The sequence below is a fragment of the Sphaerisporangium perillae genome (assembly GCF_023276435.1).
In the GTDB taxonomy this organism is placed as follows: Bacteria; Actinomycetota; Actinomycetes; order Streptosporangiales; family Streptosporangiaceae; genus Sphaerisporangium; species Sphaerisporangium perillae.
This window is the reverse complement of record NZ_JALLPO010000049.1, coordinates 23,876-40,739: the sequence shown is the minus strand read 5'-3', so window position 1 is coordinate 40,739 and position 16,864 is coordinate 23,876. Positions and strand designations below refer to the sequence as shown.

Annotated in this window: 15 protein-coding genes; 8 read left to right on the top strand and 7 right to left on the bottom strand. The window is 71.3% G+C overall.

All coding sequences use genetic code 11. The annotated features are described in order from the left end of the window. Window positions 1–27: 27 nt before the first annotated feature. Entirely contained in the window at window positions 28–1,665 is a 1,638-nt protein-coding gene (locus MYF83_RS35590; protein WP_248965165.1) for an amidohydrolase, read from the bottom strand. A gap of 88 nt (window positions 1,666–1,753) precedes the next feature. Beyond that, window positions 1,754–2,158 (bottom strand): winged helix-turn-helix transcriptional regulator, encoded by a 405-nt coding sequence (locus tag MYF83_RS35585; protein WP_248965164.1) that lies wholly within the window; start codon window positions 2,156–2,158, stop codon window positions 1,754–1,756. Between the two features lie 111 nt (window positions 2,159–2,269). Between MYF83_RS35585 and MYF83_RS35580 the strand changes: the two genes are divergently transcribed. Continuing rightward, on the top strand, window positions 2,270–3,127 hold the full coding sequence (locus tag MYF83_RS35580) for an SDR family oxidoreductase (protein WP_248965163.1): 858 nt from the start codon (window positions 2,270–2,272) through the stop codon (window positions 3,125–3,127). Window positions 3,128–3,158: 31 nt separating this feature from the next. Here the strand turns inward: MYF83_RS35580 and MYF83_RS35575 are convergent, their stop codons facing one another. Genes MYF83_RS35575 through MYF83_RS35565 form a run of 3 tightly spaced genes read right to left on the bottom strand, consistent with a single transcriptional unit; the run spans window position 3,159 to window position 6,230 of the window. Next, window positions 3,159–3,983 (bottom strand): carbohydrate ABC transporter permease, encoded by an 825-nt coding sequence (locus MYF83_RS35575; protein WP_248965161.1) that lies wholly within the window; start codon window positions 3,981–3,983, stop codon window positions 3,159–3,161. After that, window positions 3,973–4,926, bottom strand: coding sequence for a carbohydrate ABC transporter permease (locus MYF83_RS35570; protein ID WP_248965160.1), 954 nt, complete (start codon window positions 4,924–4,926; stop codon window positions 3,973–3,975). Before MYF83_RS35570 ends, MYF83_RS35575 begins: the two co-directional genes overlap by 11 nt. Continuing rightward, window positions 4,926–6,230: an ABC transporter substrate-binding protein gene (locus tag MYF83_RS35565; RefSeq protein WP_248965159.1), complete on the bottom strand. Its 1,305-nt coding sequence runs from the start codon at window positions 6,228–6,230 to the stop codon at window positions 4,926–4,928. Before MYF83_RS35565 ends, MYF83_RS35570 begins: the two co-directional genes overlap by 1 nt. Before the next feature lie 242 nt (window positions 6,231–6,472). Here MYF83_RS35565 and MYF83_RS35560 point away from each other — a divergent pair, with 242 nt between their 5' ends. Further along, window positions 6,473–8,110 carry an NAD(P)/FAD-dependent oxidoreductase gene (locus tag MYF83_RS35560; protein WP_248965158.1) on the top strand — a complete coding sequence of 546 codons (1,638 nt, stop codon included), beginning with the start codon at window positions 6,473–6,475 and terminating at the stop codon, window positions 8,108–8,110. 138 nt (window positions 8,111–8,248) lie between these two features. After that, entirely contained in the window at window positions 8,249–9,769 is a 1,521-nt protein-coding gene (locus MYF83_RS35555) for a purine-cytosine permease family protein (RefSeq protein ID WP_248965156.1), read from the top strand. Here the strand turns inward: MYF83_RS35555 and MYF83_RS35550 are convergent. Both MYF83_RS35550 and MYF83_RS35545 read right to left on the bottom strand, forming a co-directional pair. After that, a complete protein-coding gene (locus MYF83_RS35550; protein ID WP_248965155.1) occupies window positions 9,736–10,251 on the bottom strand; it encodes a DUF2087 domain-containing protein in 516 nt (171 codons plus the stop codon). The genes MYF83_RS35555 and MYF83_RS35550 overlap by 34 nt on opposite strands. A gap of 143 nt (window positions 10,252–10,394) precedes the next feature. Beyond that, a complete protein-coding gene (locus MYF83_RS35545) occupies window positions 10,395–11,492 on the bottom strand; it encodes an NADH:flavin oxidoreductase/NADH oxidase (protein ID WP_248965154.1) in 1,098 nt (365 codons plus the stop codon). Window positions 11,493–11,622: 130 nt separating this feature from the next. On the opposite strand from MYF83_RS35545, the gene MYF83_RS35540 reads away from it, so the two are divergent. From MYF83_RS35540 to MYF83_RS35520, 5 genes are all read left to right on the top strand, one after another. Further along, window positions 11,623–11,970 carry an ArsR/SmtB family transcription factor gene (locus tag MYF83_RS35540; protein WP_248965153.1) on the top strand — a complete coding sequence of 116 codons (348 nt, stop codon included), beginning with the start codon at window positions 11,623–11,625 and terminating at the stop codon, window positions 11,968–11,970. Window positions 11,971–12,581: 611 nt separating this feature from the next. Then, entirely contained in the window at window positions 12,582–13,457 is an 876-nt protein-coding gene (locus MYF83_RS35535; RefSeq protein WP_248965193.1) for a MurR/RpiR family transcriptional regulator, read from the top strand. 5 nt (window positions 13,458–13,462) lie between these two features. Next, window positions 13,463–14,215: a sugar isomerase domain-containing protein gene (locus MYF83_RS35530; RefSeq protein ID WP_248965152.1), complete on the top strand. Its 753-nt coding sequence runs from the start codon at window positions 13,463–13,465 to the stop codon at window positions 14,213–14,215. Window positions 14,216–14,356: 141 nt separating this feature from the next. Next, window positions 14,357–15,781: an N-acetylglucosamine/diacetylchitobiose ABC transporter substrate-binding protein gene (ngcE, locus tag MYF83_RS35525; protein ID WP_248965150.1), complete on the top strand. Its 1,425-nt coding sequence runs from the start codon at window positions 14,357–14,359 to the stop codon at window positions 15,779–15,781. A 70-nt stretch (window positions 15,782–15,851) separates the two neighbouring features. After that, complete coding sequence (locus MYF83_RS35520; protein WP_248965149.1) at window positions 15,852–16,856, top strand: carbohydrate ABC transporter permease; 1,005 nt, start codon at window positions 15,852–15,854, stop codon at window positions 16,854–16,856. The last annotated feature ends 8 nt before the right edge of the window (window positions 16,857–16,864 follow it).

The window sequence follows — 16,864 nt, the reverse complement described above, 5'->3', positions numbered from 1 at the left end:
ATCCTCCCCCGGTACCGGACAAGCTTCTCATCTCCCGAAGCCCGCCGAATCGTGGATGAAGGTGCCGCCGACGGCCGTGGCGAGGACGCCGATGTCCCGGATGCGTTCGGGGGCGACGGTGAGCAGGTCGTCGGTGAGGACCACGAAGTCGGCGAGCATGCCGCGGGACAGGGTGCCCTTGTACCGCTCCTCCTTGACCGCGTACGCCGAACCGACGGTGTACGCGCGGAGCGCCTGTTCGGCGGTGAGCGCCTCGGCCGGGTTGAAGAGCGCGCCGCTCGCCGTGCGCCGGTTGACCAGGTCGTGGATGCCGAGCAGTGGCGCCCCTTCGACCACCGGGCAGTCGGAGCTGCCGGGGAGCACGATGCCGGCCGCGAGGAACGACCGCTGCCGGTAGCACCCGAGAGAGCGTTCGGGACCGAGGGCCGCGAGCAAGCCGTCGCCGAGTTCGGAGATGAACCGGCCCTGGGGCACCGGGATCACGCCGAGCCGGGCGACCTTCGCCACCTGGGCGTCACTGGTGACCGCGCAGTGTTCTACGCGATGGCGGGGGTCTGCCCGGGGGATGCGGGCCTGGGCGTCCTCGTAGGCGTCCAGCACCACGTCGATGGCGTGGTCGCCGATGGCGTGGGTGGCGATCTGCCATCCTGCGGCGTGGGCCCGCACGATGAAGCCGTGCAGCGTCTCCTCGTCCTCTTGCAGCAGCCCGTGGTTGCCCGGCTCGCCCTCGTAGTCGCAGCACATCGCGGCCGTACGGCCGATGAGCGAGCCGTCCGAGAACAACTTGACCGGTCCGATCCGCAGCCGGTCGTCCCCGAGGCCGGTGCCGACGCCGAGGTCGAGCCCGAACCAGCCGTCGTCCACGTAGTGGAGGTTGGGCGAGCCCGGCATCACGGTGGCCCGCTGGAGCAGCGCGCCCCGCCGTACCGCCTCCTGGAAGGCGGCGACGTCCCATGCGCCGTTGCCCGCCAGGCCCTGGCCGACGCCGGGCTCGGTGAAGCTGGTCAGCCCTTCCGACGCCGCGGCCCGGCTCGCCAGTGCGATGCCGTCGATGAAGTCCTCGACGGCGACCGGGCGCAGCACGCGGAGGGCGAGCCCTTGTGCCTGCTCGGTGAGCAGCCCGTCGGGCAGCCCGGCGGCGTCGCGCCCGATGGTGCCGCCGGGGATCTCGGCCGGAACGTCCTCCACGTGGGCGAAGCCCATGCGGGCCAGGGCCGCGGTGTTGGCCACGCCCATGTGGCAGGAGGTGTGCTGGAGCCAGACCGGCCTGCCGCCCGCCGCCCTGTCCAGCGCCTCGCGCGTCGGGTGGCGCCCGCCGAGCTTGTTCTGGTCGTAGCCGCCTCCCGTGATCCAGGCGTCCGGAGGGAGGGCCGCGGCACGCTCGGCGACCTTCGCGTACAGCTCCCCTAGGGTGGCGACCCGGGCCTCTCGCAGGTCCAGCTCTATCAGCCGCTGGCCGCGCATGCTGAGGTGGTGGTGGGCGTCGTTGAACCCCGGTACCACGCTCGCCCCGCCGAGGTCGATCACGGCCTCGGCGGTGAGGCCGTCCAGTTCCTCGTCGAGGCCGGCGACCCGCCCGGCGAACACGCCGAGCCGCCCGGCCGCGGGCCTGTCCGGGTCCAGGGTGGCGAACCGGCCGTTGACGAACAGCACATCCAGTCGCATACGGACTTCTTTCTCCGGCGGGATCTATTGCCCGGTGGCGTCGCCGCACCGCCATACACGCCATCGCAGGGCCGAGGACGGCGCGCGCTCAGCCGTTCTTGATCTTGTCGTGCCGGTCGCGGGCCTCGATGACCTGGGGCATCCGGCCTTCGAGCCATTCGATCAGGTCGAGGAGGCGGCGTGCCGCCTCCTGGCCGAGCGGGGTGAGGCTGTATTCGACCTTGGGCGGGATGGTGTGCTGGGCCTCGCGGTGGACCAGGCCGTCATGCTCCAGGGCCTGGAGGGTCTGCGCGAGCATCTTCTCGCTCACGCCCTCGACCCGGCGGCGCAGCGCGTTGAAGCGGTAGGCGCCCTCGCTGAGCGCGACCAGGGCAAGGACGCCCCAGCGGCCGGTGATGTGCTCCAGCGTTTCCCGCGAGGGGCATCCACGTGCGAAGACGTCGAAGATGATCCGCGCGTGCTCGTCGCGTGGGATCACGGCCTGATCTTCCATGCCCCAAGCTTACGCTGTCGCCGCTGCATGCGGGATTGTACTTTCTGCGAGATTGCACTTTCTAGAAGTTAGTACTACCTTGACGGTGAACCACCGACCAGAGGAGTGAAGATGATCGTCGTCACCGGTGCGACCGGGCAGCTCGGACGCCTTGTCGTGGAAGCCCTGCTGGAGAGCGTGCCCGCAGGCCAGATCGCGGCGGCCGTACGGAGCCCGGCGAAGGCCGCCGACCTCGCCGCGCGCGGGGTGGAGATCCGCGAGGCGGACTACGACAGGCCCGAGACGCTGAAGGCTGGGTTCGCGGCGGGTGACGTGGTCCTGCTGATCTCCGGCAACGTCGTGGGATCCCGCCTGCCGCAGCACAAGGCCGTCGTGGACGCCGCCGTCGCGGCAGGGGTGGCGCGGATCGCGTACACCAGCATCCTGCACGCCGACACCTCGAAACTCGAGCTCGCGGCGGAGCACAAGGGCACCGAGGAGCACATCCGTGCCTCCGGCCTGCCCTTCACGTTCCTGCGCAACGGGTGGTACACCGAGAACTACGTCGCGGCCGTCACGCAGGGCGCGGCGAGCGGCACGATCGCCGGCAGCGCCCGGGACGGCCGCGTCGCGAGCGCCACGCGCGGCGACTACGCGGGCGCCGCGGCGGCCGTGCTGACCGCGCAAGGCCACGAGAACACGATCTACGAGCTGACCGGCGACACCGCCTGGAGCATGCCGGAGCTCGCCGCGGAGGTCTCCGCCGTATCGGGCAGGCCGGTCGCCTACCAGGACCTCCCGGTCGAGGAGTACACGCGGGTCCTGGTCGGCGCGGGACTGCCCGAGCCGACCGCCGCCGCGTACGCCGGCTTCGACGTCGCCATCGCCGACGGCGAGCTGGCCGACACCCCGGGCGATCTGAGCAGGCTCATCGGCCGCCCCACCACTCCCCTGCGCGACGCGGTGGCGGCCATCCTGGCCACAGCCTGACCGGCCGGACGCCGCCGGCGGCCGGGCGCCGTCAGTCGAGGGCGCCGAGAGTGATGCCCTCGATGATGTGGCGCTGGGCCGCGACGGCGACCAGCAGCACCGGGACGATCGTGATGAGCGACGCCGCCATGATCAGGTTGTACTGGGTGGTGAACTGGCTCTGGAACACCGAGAGCCCTTGCGACAGGACGGCCATCTCGGTGGTGTTCACCACGATCAGCGGGAACAGGAAGTTGTTCCAGTTCTGCAGGAACAGGATGATGGCGAGCGCGGCGACGACCGGCCGGGCGAGCGGGGCGTACACCTCGAAGAACACCCGCAGCTCCGAGGCCCCGTCGATGCGGGCCGCCTCCCCCAGCTCGCGCGGCGTGCCGAGGAAGAACTGCCGGAACAGGAAGGCGCCCAGCGCCGAGGCGATGTTCGGCACGATCAGGCCCTGGTAGGTGTTCAGCCAGCCGAGGTCGCCGAGGAGCTGCGACATGGGGACGATGATCGCGCTGAACGGCACCATCAGCCCGCTCAGCGCCACCATGAACAGCAACCGCTTGGCCGGGAAGTCGAGCAGGGCGAAGGCGTAGCCGGCGAGCAGCCCGCTGGCGAGTTGCCCGGCGGTGGCCGCCACGCCGAAGATCGCGGTGTTGAGGAACCACCGGCCGAACGGGGCCTGCGCGAGGGCCCGGCCGATGTTGGACCACTGGGGATCCCGCGGCCACAGCGGCGCCGCCGGGTTGATGATCTCGGCATCGGTCTTCAGCGCGCTCACCGCCATCCAGACCAGCGGGAACGCCACGATGAGGACGGCCAGGCCGAGCAGCAGGTAGACCACCGAGCGGCGGGCGATCAGGCTAGCGCGCACGGTCCACCCGCCCGAGGAGCCAGATCTGCGTGACGGTGATGAGCAGGGAGAGCAGGAACAGCGCGACCCCCATGGCGTTGGCGCGGCCGGTGTCGAACTGGACGAACCCCTCGTTGTACACGTAGTAGAGGGCGGTCTGCGTGGCCCCGTCCGGGCCGCCCTGGGTCAGCACGTAGATCTGGGTGAACGTCTGCAGGCCGGTCAGCGTGGTGACCACCCAGATCAGCAGGGTGTGCCGGCGCATCATGGGCCACTGGACGTGCGCGAACCTGCGCCAGGCTCCGGCGCCGTCCACGCTGGCCGCGTCCAGCACGTCGCGCGGCACCGACTTCAGGGCCGCCACGTACAGGACGACGTTCTGCCCGAAGAACTGCCAGGCGCCGAACGTCAGCACCGCGACCAGCGCGAGGCCCGGCGAGGACAGGAAGTCGGCCTGCGGCAGGTGGACGGCGCTGAGCAGCCGGTTGACCAGCCCGAACTGGGGCGCGAACATGTTCGCCCAGATCAGCGCGGTGGCGACGACGGGCACGACCAGGGGGATGACGAACGGCGCCCGCAGCCGGGCCACGCCGGGCGCCCCGGAGTTCAGCAGCAGCGCGAGCACCAGCCCCGCGCCCATGGTCAGCACGATGAACCCGGCGGTGTAGACCCCGGTGACGCCGAGCGCGTGGCCGCCTCCCTCGGCGAGCATCCGCGCGTAGTTGTCCAGGCCCACGAACTCCGGCGCGAGGTCGAACACCCCGCCGCTGTACAGGCTGCGCCAGAGGAGCATCGCGAGCGGCACGAGCGAGAACAGCACCGTGAGCACGACGGTGGGGGCCACGAAGGCGTAGGCGAGCGCCCAGGTGCGGTACGGCCGCCGCGCCGGCCGCGGTCCCCGGGCGGGGGCTCCCGCGAGCACGAGTTCCGCGACGCCGCGTTCCATCGGGTGCCGGAGGCGCATCAGCCGAGTTTCTTCAGCGCCGCGTCCCCGTCGCTCGCCGCCTTGGCGAGCGCCTCGGCCGGCGTCTTGCGTCCCTTCAGCGCCGCGTTGATCTCGGTCCAGAGGCTCTGGGAGATGGCGTTGTAGGCGGGGGTGATCGGGCGGACCTTGCCGGTCTTCTCCGCCTCGGCGAACACCGCGTAGGTGGGATCGCCGGCGATGTGGTCCTTCAGCGCCGGCTGCTGGAGCTGCGCCGGGTCCGACGGCAGGCCACCGCTCTTGACCGCCAGGTAGGCGCCCCGCTCGGGGGTGGTCAGGAACTTCAGGAACTCAAGGCCGGCCTTCTCGGCGGCGGCGTCGGTCTTCAGCAGCGCCGCCACGCCGATGCCCAGGCTGGTCGAGGTGCCCGCCGCGCCCTTGGGCATCGGGGCGACGCCGAAGTCGACGCCCGCCTTCTCGAACGTCGGCACCGCCCATTGGCCGTTCACGATCATGGCGACCGTGCCGCTGGCGAACGCGGGCGCCCCGTCGAAGCTGCCGGCCTGGGCGTAGCTGGTGCTCGGCGCGGACCCGCTCTTGATCAGGTCGACCCATCTGGTGAGCGCCTTGACCCCGGCGGGGCTGTTGAAGGCGGTGGCCGTGCCGTCGGCGTTGAGGAACGACCCTCCTTCGGCATGCAGCATCGGCGCCCAGGCGAAGGAGATCCACTCCGCCTCACCGAGCGGCACGTAGAAGCCGTACTTGTTCTTGACCGGGTCCGACAGCTTCTTGGCGTCGGCGGCCAGCTCGTCCCACGTCTCGGGCGGGTTCTTGATCCCGGCGCCGGCGAAGGCCTTCTTGTTGTAGAAGAGCACGATGTCGCCCACGCCGGCCAGCGCGATGCCGAGCTGGTGCCCCTTGTAGAACAGGGACTCCTTGATGCCCGGGTAGAGGGCGTCGGTCTCGGCGGCGAGCTTGCCGTCCAGCGGGACGAGCTTGCCGCTTTGGGCGATGACCGGCAGGTCGGAGGGGTTCTGCGTGAGGAGCACCGTGGGCTGGGTGCCGTTCTTCAGCGCCGAGATGACCTTGGGGAGGTACTGGTCGGAGCTCGCGATGTACTCGCCCTTGGCGTGCATCCCGGGGTGGGCCTTGTCGAACGCCGCGTCGATCTCGGCGATCTGCTCGGGCTGCCAGCCGCTCGTCCAGTAGGTGAACGTGCCGCCCGAGGCGCCGGAACCGCCCCCGCCGCCGCGGCCGCCCGTCCCGTTCGAGCCGCCGCACGCGGCGGTGGTCAGGACGAGGCCGAAGGCGATGGCGCCCGCGGCGGCCTTTCTGCTGATCATCATGTTCTCGCCGCTCCCTGGCGCTGCCACACGGCACATGGAATGCGCCTGACCGAAACCCCTGACGTTCTCGAGCACTCCGAGTCCGAGGTCATGGTAACCCAGCGAAGTAGTGGGTAAATGGCGGCCGGGCCCATCCTCGGATATGACCTGTTCAGCGGGCCCCGGTGGTTCAGGGATGCGCCGGCCGGCAGGTGCGGCGGCACCGGCCCGGGTACCGGCCCCGCCCCGGCGCATCCACACGGGTGGCGAGCGACACTACGCTGTCCAGAAGTTTCGTCTGTTCGGCGCTGCTTCCCGTGGCCCGGGACGCCGCCAAGTCCTCCGCCCACCTGCGGACCCTGGTCGTGTACGGGGAGGAGGAGGCGCAGGAGGACTGGGAGCCGTTCGCCGCCCTGCTGGGCCACGAGGACGCCGGCGACCCCGCGGTGCCGATCGCCCCGGACGACCCCGCGCTGGGGCGCTTCGCCGTTCGAGGGCTGGAAGGGGTTTCGGGCTGCGAGGGCGGGTACGCGGCAAGCCTGGGCATTTCCGCCTTCAACACCCCATGCAGAGTTGAAAGGAAACCGTCCATGGCCGATCGCCAGCGTGTCGTCATCGCCGGTGCGGGCTTCGCGGGATTCACCGCGGCGCGGCGCCTCTCCCGCCTCGCCAAAGGCGCGATCGAGATCGTTTTGATCAACCCGACCGACTACTTCCTGTACCTGCCTCTGCTTCCGGAGGTGGCGGCGGGGATCCTGGACCCCCGCAAGGTCGCCATACCGCTGGCCGGCAACTGCCCCGGCGTCCGCCACCTGCTGGCCGCCGTCGACCGGGTGGACCTCGAAGCGCGCCGGGTCGAGTGCACCGACGCCGAGGGCGGGCGCCGTGACCTCGGCTACGACCGGCTGCTCATCGCGGTCGGCAGCGTCAACAAGCTGCTGCCCATCCCCGGGGTCGCCGAGCACGCCCACGGCTTCCGCAGCATCGCCGAGGCGCTGTACCTGCGCGACCACCTGATCCGCCAGATCGAGCTCGCCGACGCCACCGACGACGCCAAGGAGCGGGAGGCGCGCTGCACGTTCGTCGTGGTCGGCGCCGGCTACACCGGCACCGAAGTGGCGGCGCAGGGCCAGCTCCTCACCCTGGACGCCAAGCGGCGCCGTCCAGGCCTGCGCGACCAGCCCGCCCGCTGGCTGCTGGTCGACCAGGCGCCGCGCATCCTGCCCGAGCTGGACGAGCGGCTGTCGCGCACCGCGCACCGCACCCTCGCCGGCCGAGGGGTCGAGATCCGCACCAGGACGACCGTCGCCGAGGCCACTTCCGAGGGGGTCAAACTGTCCGACGGGGAGTTCGTGCCCACCCGCTCGCTGGTCTGGTGCGTCGGCGTCCGCCCCGACCCGCTGATCGAGTCGCTCGGCCTGCCGACCGAGAAGGGCAGGCTGATCGTCGACGAGTACCTGACCGTGCCCGGCCATCCGGAGATCTTCGCCTGCGGCGACGGGGCGGCGGTGCCCGACCTCACCCGCCCCGGCGAGTACACCGCCATGACCGCGCAGCACGCCACCCGCCAGGGCAAGCAGGCGGCCGACAACATCGCCGCCACGTACGGCCGGCGCGAGCGCCGCCCGTACCGGCACAGCGACCTGGGGTTCCTGGTGGACCTGGGAGGGGCGAAGGCCGCCGCCAACCCGCTCGGCGTCCCGCTGTCCGGCGTGGCCGCCAAGGCGGTGACACGCGGCTACCACCTGCTGGCCGTCCACGGCGGCCGCGCCCGTATCGCGGGCAACTGGCTCCTGGACGCCCTCCTGCCCCGGCAGACCGTACAGCTCGACCTTGTGCGCGGCTCGTCGGTGCCGCTCGCCTGCACCACCCCGGAACACCCCCACGGCCCAGGCGACTGAACACCCGCCTCCGCCGGCGGGCGGGGGGGTGGCGCGGGCAGGGACACCCTGGCGAGGCCGACCTGGGCTGCGCCGGTCTTGACGCTGCGCGAGGACGGACCGTACATTCCCCCGGACAAATCGAGACGGGTGGGTTCCATGGCCGATGTACAGGGCGGGCAGGCCGACGCGCCGTCCGGGGGCGGGAGTGACCGGCGGCTCAAGGTCGAGGTGCACGGGCTCGACGTGATCGGGGACGCCGAGCGCAAGGGACGGCCGCGGCAGCTGTTCTGGCCGTGGTTCGGGGCCAACGTCTCGATCCTCGGGCTGAGCTACGGCTCCTTCGCCCTCGGCTTCGGCATCTCCTTCGGGCAGGCGCTCTCGGCCGGCCTGATCGGGATCCTGTTCTCCTTCCTGCTGTGCGGCTTCGTGGCCCTGGCGGGCAAGCGCGGGTCGGCGCCGACGATGGTGCTGAGCCGGGCGGCGTTCGGCGTGCGGGGCAACCGCCTGCCGTCGGCGATCTCGTGGGTGCTGACGGTCGGCTGGGAGACGGTGCTCACCGCGCTCGCGACCCTCGCCACCGCGACCGTGTTCGACCGGCTCGGCTGGGGAGGCGGCACCCCCACCAAGGTCGCCGCGCTGATCGTCGTGACGCTGCTGATCATCGCCGGCGGCGTCATGGGGTTCGACCTGATCATGCGCATGCAGACGGTCATCACCGTGGTAACGGGCGTGCTGACGGTGGTGTACATCTTCCTGATCGTCGGGCACATCCACTGGGACGCGGTCGCCGCGATCCCGGCCGGGTCGGCGCAGGAGTTCATCGGCGCGCTGGTCTTCATGATGACCGGGTTCGGCCTTGGATGGGTGAACGCGGCGGCCGACTACTCCCGCTACCTGCCCCGCCGGTCGTCCGGCGCGGGCGTGGTCGGCTGGACGACCTTCGGGGCGTCGCTGGCGCCGGTGGTGCTGCTGGTGTTCGGCCTGCTGCTGGCCGGGTCCTCCAAGGGCCTCAACGAGGCGATCGCCGCCGACCCGATCGGGGCGCTGACGACCGTGCTGCCCACCTGGTTCCTCATCCCCTTCGCCGCCGTGGCCGTCCTCGGCCTGGTCGGCGGCGCGGTGCTCGACATCTACTCCTCCGGCCTGGCCCTGCTGGCCACCGGCCTCCGGGCCCCTCGCTATGTCGCCGCACTGTTCGACGGGGTGCTCATGGTGGCCGGGACGGTGTACATCGTCTTCTTCGGCGGCACGTTCCTCGGCCAGTTCATCGGCTTCCTGACCACGCTCGGCGTCCCGATCGCGGCGTGGTGCGGCGTCATGCTGGCCGACGTGGCGCTGCGCCGCCGCGACTACGACGAGACCGACCTGTACCGCCCTTCGGGCCGCTACGGGGACGTCCCGTGGCTGCCCGTCACGGTGATCGTCGTCAGCACGGCCATCGGATGGGGTCTGGTGACCAACACCTCCGCGAGCTGGCTCGGCTGGCAGGGCTACCTGCTCGGCCCGCTCGGGCTCGGCGGCACGTCCGGCTCCTGGGCCTACGCCAACCTGGGCGTGCTGGTGGCGCTCTTCCTCGGCTTCGCGGTCACCTGGCCGGCCCGCGGGTCCCGGGTCCGCGCCCAGGAGAGCCTGCCCTCGCCCGATCAGATGTCGACGGAGCCGCCGCTGCGCCAGTAGATGTTGTTCTCCCTGCTGAGCAGGCCCTCGTCGATCAGATAGCGCCGCAGGGCGGGGTAGTCGTCGTGGAAGGCGCGCAGGATCACGTCGACGTCCTTCTCCGGGTAGCGGACGCCGGGCTCGAACGTCCGGGCGATGTAGTTCAGCACGGCGAGCCGCTTCTCGCGCCGTGACGGGATCGCCCGCAGCCGTCCCTCGACCAGGAAGTTCCCCACCACCTTCTCCTCGGCGGAGACCGGTGCGGCGGCGGGCCTGGCGGTGGCGTGCAGCAGCTCGCGGAACCGCTCCCTGCGCACCCGCCAGCCGTCCTCGGCCCGGGCGACCAGGCCGCCGCGTTCGAGCCGGTCCAGCGCTCTGCGCACGGCGTCGGGCTCGAGGCCGCTGCCCTTCGCGTCGCCGTTCAGGACCAGGGCGGACAGCACGCGCAGGGTGTCGTCCTGATAGAGCAGCCCGAGGACGCGTCTGATCTCTTCCTCGCTCATGATCTCCAGCCGATCGATGTCATGACCTCGGGGTCTGGTCTTCCCCGGTCCCACCCCGTATGGTCGATCCTCGCATCGATTCGAGGAGGGCCGTGTGCGTTCCTCGGCCGGGCCGTGCGGACGGCCGCCGCCCGGCCGTCCTGTCAGACGGCGCGATGGTACTGGTCGGGCCAGCGGGGCTCGGCGCCGAGCTCGCGGGCGGCGCGGTTCGGCCAATACGGGTCGCGCAGGAGCTCGCGGCCGAGCAGCACGGCGTCGGCCTGCCCCGACGCCACGATCTCCTCCGCCTGCCCGGGCTCGGTGATCAGGCCGACGGCGCCCACGGGCAGGTCGGTCTCGGCCTTCACCCGCGCGGCGAACGGCACCTGGTACCCCGGGCCGACGGGGATGCGCGCGCCGGAGGCGTTGCCGCCGGTCGAGGTGTCCAGCAGGTCGACGCCGTGGGCGTGGAGCTCCTTGGCGAAGCGCACGGTGTCGTCGGCCGTCCAGCCCTCGCGGCCGTCCTCGGGGTTCTCGTCGAGCCAGTCGGTCGCGGAGACGCGGAACAGGACCGGCAGGTGCTCGGGCCACACCGCGCGCACGGCGTCCACGACCTCCAGGGCGAAGCGGACGCGGTTTTCGTGGCTGCCGCCGTAGGCGTCGGTGCGGTGGTTGCTGTGCGGCGAGAGGAACTCGTTGATCAGGTAACCGTGCGCGCCGTGCACCTCCACCACTTCGAACCCGGCGGCCAGCGCCCGCCGCGCCGCCGCGGCGAAGCTCGTCACGATCTCCTGGATCCCCTCGATGCTCAGCTCGGCGGGCGTGGGGTGGTGCTCGGCGAAGGGGATCGGGCTCGGCGCGACCGGCCGCCAGCCCCCGTCGCCGGGACCGAGGGGGCGGCCGCCGCGCCAGGGCCTGTCGGTGGACGCCTTGCGGCCGGCGTGGGCGAGCTGGATGCCCGGCACGGTGCCGTGCTCGCGCAGGAGGGCGGTGATGCGGGTGAACGCCTGCTCCTGGCGGTCGTTCCAGAGCCCGAGGTCGGCGGGGCTGATGCGGCCCTCCGGCGTCACCGCGGTCGCCTCGGTCAGGATCAGGCCGGCCCCGCCGACGGCGCGCGCGGCCTGGTGGGCGAGGTGCCAGTCGGTGGGAACGCCCTGGCCGGGCCCCTCGCAAGCGGCGCTGTACTGGCACATCGGGGCCATCCAGACCCGGTTCGGGATGGTCAGTCCCCGTAGCGTCAGGGGCTCGAACAACGTGCTCACGACTTGGCTCCTTCGTGTGGTGGGGGCCCGCGCCCGGGCGGACGCCTTGTACGATACCCACCGTACTACGGTGGATGTCAAACTACGAAGGTCTTCGTACAATGGAGAAGATCCGCCGGGAGGGAACACCGTGACGTCCACATCCGCCAGGCCCCTGGAGCATCCTCAGCGCGAGGAGATCCGGCTCGAAGCGGTGCTGCACGCGCTCTCCGACCCGATGCGACTGCGGGTGGTGCGCTATCTGTCCGTGCTCGACGACCACGACGAGGCCCCCTGCTCGGCCATCGAGCTCGCGGTCAGCAAGTCGACGACCACCCACCACTTCCGCGTGCTGCGTGAGGCCGGGGTGATCAGCCAGATCTACCGGGGCACGGCCAAAATGAACAAGCTCCGCCGCGACGACCTCGACGCCCTCTTCCCGCGCCTGCTCGACACCATCCTGGACGCCGACGCCGCCCAGCGAAGGCGCCTCGCCTGACCACCGCCCGCCGTACCGTCATGAAGGCGGTACGGGCGCCGGCGGCTCCCCTGAATGCGATGCGGGCGCGCTCGAGGAAGAGCAGCAGCCGGCCGAGGTGGAACATGGACGCGGGATGGCCCTCCTCGGCTCCGTGCCGTAACCACGACTCGCTCTCCTCCAGCTCGCCTATGTCGACCAGCAGGCAGCCGAGCTCGAGCCTCGCGCCACGATCACCGGCCTCCGCGGCCGCGAGCAGCCACACTCTCGCCGGCTCCCACAGCGCCTGCCTCGCGAGCGCCCGGCCGGTGTCGGCGGCCACCCTCACCATGATCCGGCCCGGCCCCGGCTCCGACAGTGCGCCGCGGTCCAACCGGCGCCGGGCGGCGACCAGGCCGTAGCCGCCGACCGCCGACTGATCACTCATGACGTCCTCCCCGCACCTGGGTCCGTCGCGTCACCTCACCGTCGCGCAAAGCGCGCCCGTGCTCAATACCGGATCGGCCTCCGTGACGGCCGCGCGGGCGCCACCCGCCCGTTGGAAGCGGCGGGCCGAAATGTGACGCGGCCGTGATTGCTAAGCGGACCGTCGTGGGCAATTATTTTCATCCAATCGTCCGTTCGTGAAAGGAATGATTGTGGCCGGAGGCGCGCTGGGCCGGATCCAGACCGAACTGCCCGGTCTGCCCGAGGCCCTGCGGCGCGTCGGCGAGGCGATCATGGCGGATCCGGCGGTGGCCGCACGGTCCACGATCACCGCGCTCGCCCAGCGCAGCGGCAGCTCCCCCGCCACCGTCACCAGGTTCTGCAGGTTCTTCGGCTTCGCCGGGTACGCCGAGCTGCGGGTCGCCATCGCCACCGAGACCGGCCGGGCCGCCCAGGCCCACTGGGGAGCGGGCGTCGGCCGCGAGATCGGCCCCACCGACCCGCTGGACTCCGTGGTCGAGGTCATGGCCGCCAGCGACACCCGCCTCATCCAGGAGACCGCCGCCCAGCTCGACCTCGGCGTGGTCGGCAAGGTCGCCGACGCCGTCCTCGGTGCGAGCCGGGTGCTGCTGTTCGGCGTGTCGGCCAGCGGCGCCGTCGCCAGCATGCTCGAAGGGCGGCTGCGCCGCATCCGGGTGCCGTGCTGGAGCTTCACCGACCCGCACGACGCGCTCGCCGACGCCGCGCTGCTCACCCCGGGCGACGTCGCCATCGGCATCTCCCACCGAGGGCGCACCCGCGAGGTCCTCGAGTCACTCGCCGAGGCCGGGGCGCACGGCGCGACCACCGTGGCCGTGACCTCCTTCGCCCGCTCGCCGCTCGCCGAGGCGGCCGACCTCGTGCTGACCACCGCCAGCAGGGCGACCACCTTCCGACCCGGCGGCCTGGCCGCCGTCCACTCGCAGCTGCTCGTCCTCGACGTGGTCTACGTCGCGGTCGCCCAGCGCACCTTCGAGCGCGCCAACCACGCGTTCGAGCTGACGATCAGGGCCGTCGAAGGCCACCGCGTCGAAAGGAGCTGAGACGATTGGACATCAGTGCCGCCGCCTACGTCCAGAAGGTCGAGAGGCTGGTGCACGAGGTCGCCACGAGCCAGGAGCGGGCGGTGCGCGACGCCGCGGCCCTGCTGGGCGCGTCCCTGCGCGGCGACGGGGTGATCCAGGCGTTCGGCTCCGGGCACTCCGAGGCGATCGCGATGGAGATCGCCGGCCGCGCCGGCGGGCTCGTGCCCACCAACCGGCTGGCCCTGCGCGATCTGGTGCTGTACGGCGGGGAGCCGCCGAGCGTGCTGCGCTCCGCCGAGCTGGAGCGCGACCCCTCGATCGCCCGCCGCATCTACGACCTGGCGCCGATCCGGCCCCAGGACGCCTTCGTCATGATCTCCAGTTCGGGGGTGAACGGCTCGGTGGTGGAGCTGGCCTCGATCGTCAAGGAACGCGGCCACGGGCTGGTCGCGCTGACGTCGGTGCGGCACAGCAACGAGATGAAGTCCCGCCACCCCTCCGGACTCAAGCTCCTCGACCTCGCCGACGTGGTGCTGGACAACGGCGCCCCGTACGGCGACGCGGTCATCCCGCTCCCGGAGGGCGGGACGTTCGGCGCGGTGTCGACGATCACCTCGGCCCTGCTCGCGCAGATGGTCGTCGCCGAGGTGGTCAGGGAACTGCTGGAGGCCGGCGAGGTGCCGCCGATCTACCGGTCGGCCAACGTCGTCGGCGGTGACGAGCACAACAGGGCACTGGAAAGCCGCTACGCCGGGCGCATCCGCCGCGGCGGATGACCACGTCCGGGCCGCACGGCCGCAGGTGACCTTCGAATCCGAACGAAGACCAACCAGGTTCTACCCGAGAACCGCCCCGCCCGTACAGGCCCTCCCCCGAGGGCCGCGGCGTGGCGGAGCTCCAGCCCCCCAGGAGGACTGATGGCGGATAACTCTTTTTCCCGGCGTGAACTGCTGCGAAGCGCGGCTCTCGCGGGCCTGCTGCTCCCGGCGGCGGGCACGCTGTCGGCGTGCGCGACCCCGGCGGGCGGTGGTGGATCCACCCCGGCGACCCAGGCCACCGGGGCCAAGAGCGCGGCCAACCCCCTCGGCATCGCCGAGGACAAGCCGTTCGAGGTGGTGATCTTCGACGGCGGGTACGGCGACGCCTACGCCAAGAACATCCACGAGCCGCTGTTCAACACCAAGCACGCCAAGGTGCAGATCAAGCACACGGCCACCAAGGAGATCGCCAAGACGCTGCAGCCGCGGTTCGCCGGCGGGAACCCGCCGGAGTTCATCAACAACTCCGGCGACAACTCGATGGACTTCGGCGCCCTCGCCCAGGACGGCCAGCTGCAGGACCTCACCGAGCTGCTCGACGCCCCGAGCTGGGACGACCCGAACGTGAAGGTGCGGGACACCATCCTGCCCGCGGCCATCGAGCTCGGCACCCTCGACGGCAAGTACTGCGTGCTCGAGTACGCCAACACGGTCTGGGGCATCTGGTACTCCAAGAAGCTCTTCGACGACAACGGCTGGCAGGTGCCGAAGACCTGGGACGAGTTCACCGCGCTGTGCGAGACGATCAAGAAGTCCGGCAAGTGCGCCCCGTTCACCTACGCCGGCAAGCACCCGTTCTACATCTACGAGACGATCCTCACCCTCGCCGCCAAGATCGGGGGCGTCGATGTCCTGAAGAACATCGACAACCTGGCGGACGGAGCGTGGAAGGCCGAGCCGATCGCGAAGGCCGCCGGCGCGTTCGCCGACCTCGGCGCCAAGTACCTGCTCCAGGGCACCGAGGGACTGGACCACATCCAGACCCAGACGGCGCACAACAAGTACAAGGTCGCCATGCTGCCCTGCGGGTCGTGGCTGGAGAACGAGCAGAAGGACTCGACTCCGTCCGACTTCGGCTACTCGATGTTCCCGCTGCCCTCCTTCACCGACGCGGACGCCCTGCCGTACGGCACCGTGCACTCCCGGCCGGGCGAGGAGTACTTCGTCGCCGCCAAGTCGGCCAACCCGCGCGCCGGCATGGAGTACATGCGCGCCATGCTGTCCAAGGAGGGCGCGGGCAAGTTCAGCGAGCTGCTCAGCACGCTCACCGTGGTCAAGGGCGCCGCGGAGGGCCGCACGCTCTCCTCGGGCCTGGCCTCCGCGTCGACGGCCCTGCAGAACGCCGGGACCAACACCACCTACTTCCGGTTCCGGCAGTGGTACCAGCCGCTGCACGACGAGGTGGCCGCCGCCACCGGCCAGCTCATGTCGGGCCGCCTGAAGGTCGCGGAGTGGGCCGACCGGTGCCAGAAGAAGGCCGACGAGATCAAGAACGACTCCTCCGTGAAGAAGTTCACCCGCTGATCGGGGGCCCGCCCGGGAGGGCCGCGACCGGCGGCCTCTCCCGGGCGGCAGGGAACCGCCACGCGCGAGCATGGCCATCCGTGCCCGCGCCGTCACCGACAGAAAGCAGATGTCCTATGTCCCGCTCGGCTTCCGGGCAGCGCTCGGACGGTTCGCCATGACGCACAGGACCGACTACACCAGGGCACGGTTCATCGCCGGCTTCCTGGCGGTACCGGTGCTGCTCTACCTGATCTACGTGATCTCGCCGTACGCGCAGGCCTTCTACATCGCGATGACCAACTGGCGGGGCGTGAGCGCCACGCCGCAGTTCGTCGGGCTGGAGAACTTCCAGCGGCTCCTCGGCGACGGCGTCTTCTGGACGGCGGTCGGCCACAACGCCCTGCTGCTGGTCCTGCTGCCGCTGCTGACGATCGCCATCGCCCTGTTCTTCGCCTTCCTGCTCAACGTGGCCGGCGAGTCCGGCGGCGTGTCGGGCATCTGGGGGGCCAGGTTCTACCGGGTGGTGTTCTTCTTCCCCCAGGTGCTCGCGGTCGCGATCGTCGCCGTGCTGTTCCAGCAGGTGTTCCGGCCCGACAAGAGCGGCATGCTGAACGCGCCGCTGATGGCGCTCGGGCTGGAGCCGGTCGGCTTCCTGTCCAACCCCGACGTCGCGTTCTGGTCGATCCTGGGCGTCCTGGTCTGGCAGGCCGTCGGGTTCTACGTGGTGCTGTTCTCCGCGGGCATGGCCTCCATCCCGCGCGAGATGTTCGAGGCCGCGCGGATCGACGGCGCCGGGCGGGTCCAGCTCTTCTTCCAGGTCACGCTGCCGCTGCTGTGGGACACGGTGCAGGTCGGGCTGATCTACCTCGGCATCGCCGCGCTGGACGTCTTCGCCATCGTGTGGGTCATGACCGCCGAGCACGGCGGGCCCGACCACTCCACGACCGTGATGGCCGCCGAGATCTACCGCAACGCCTTCCAGTACTTCAGGTTCGGCTACGCGAGCGCCCTGGGCGTGGTGCTGTTCTTCTTCACGGTCGCCTTCGCGGTACTGGCCATGCGCCTGTCGCGGCGCGACCGCATCGAGTTCTAGAAAGGGCC

Coding starts and splice junctions, on each gene's coding strand:
- MYF83_RS35520 (WP_248965149.1), top strand. CDS start 15,852: ATGGCCATCCGTGCCCGCGCCGTCACCGACAGAAAGCAGATGTCCTAT.
- MYF83_RS35570 (WP_248965160.1), bottom strand. CDS start 4,926: ATGCGCCTCCGGCACCCGATGGAACGCGGCGTCGCGGAACTCGTGCTC.
- MYF83_RS35555 (WP_248965156.1), top strand. CDS start 8,249: ATGGCCGATGTACAGGGCGGGCAGGCCGACGCGCCGTCCGGGGGCGGG.
- MYF83_RS35550 (WP_248965155.1), bottom strand. CDS start 10,251: ATGAGCGAGGAAGAGATCAGACGCGTCCTCGGGCTGCTCTATCAGGAC.
- MYF83_RS35590 (WP_248965165.1), bottom strand. CDS start 1,665: ATGCGACTGGATGTGCTGTTCGTCAACGGCCGGTTCGCCACCCTGGAC.
- MYF83_RS35565 (WP_248965159.1), bottom strand. CDS start 6,230: ATGATGATCAGCAGAAAGGCCGCCGCGGGCGCCATCGCCTTCGGCCTC.
- MYF83_RS35535 (WP_248965193.1), top strand. CDS start 12,582: ATGATTGTGGCCGGAGGCGCGCTGGGCCGGATCCAGACCGAACTGCCC.
- ngcE (WP_248965150.1), top strand. CDS start 14,357: ATGGCGGATAACTCTTTTTCCCGGCGTGAACTGCTGCGAAGCGCGGCT.
- MYF83_RS35580 (WP_248965163.1), top strand. CDS start 2,270: ATGATCGTCGTCACCGGTGCGACCGGGCAGCTCGGACGCCTTGTCGTG.
- MYF83_RS35585 (WP_248965164.1), bottom strand. CDS start 2,158: ATGGAAGATCAGGCCGTGATCCCACGCGACGAGCACGCGCGGATCATC.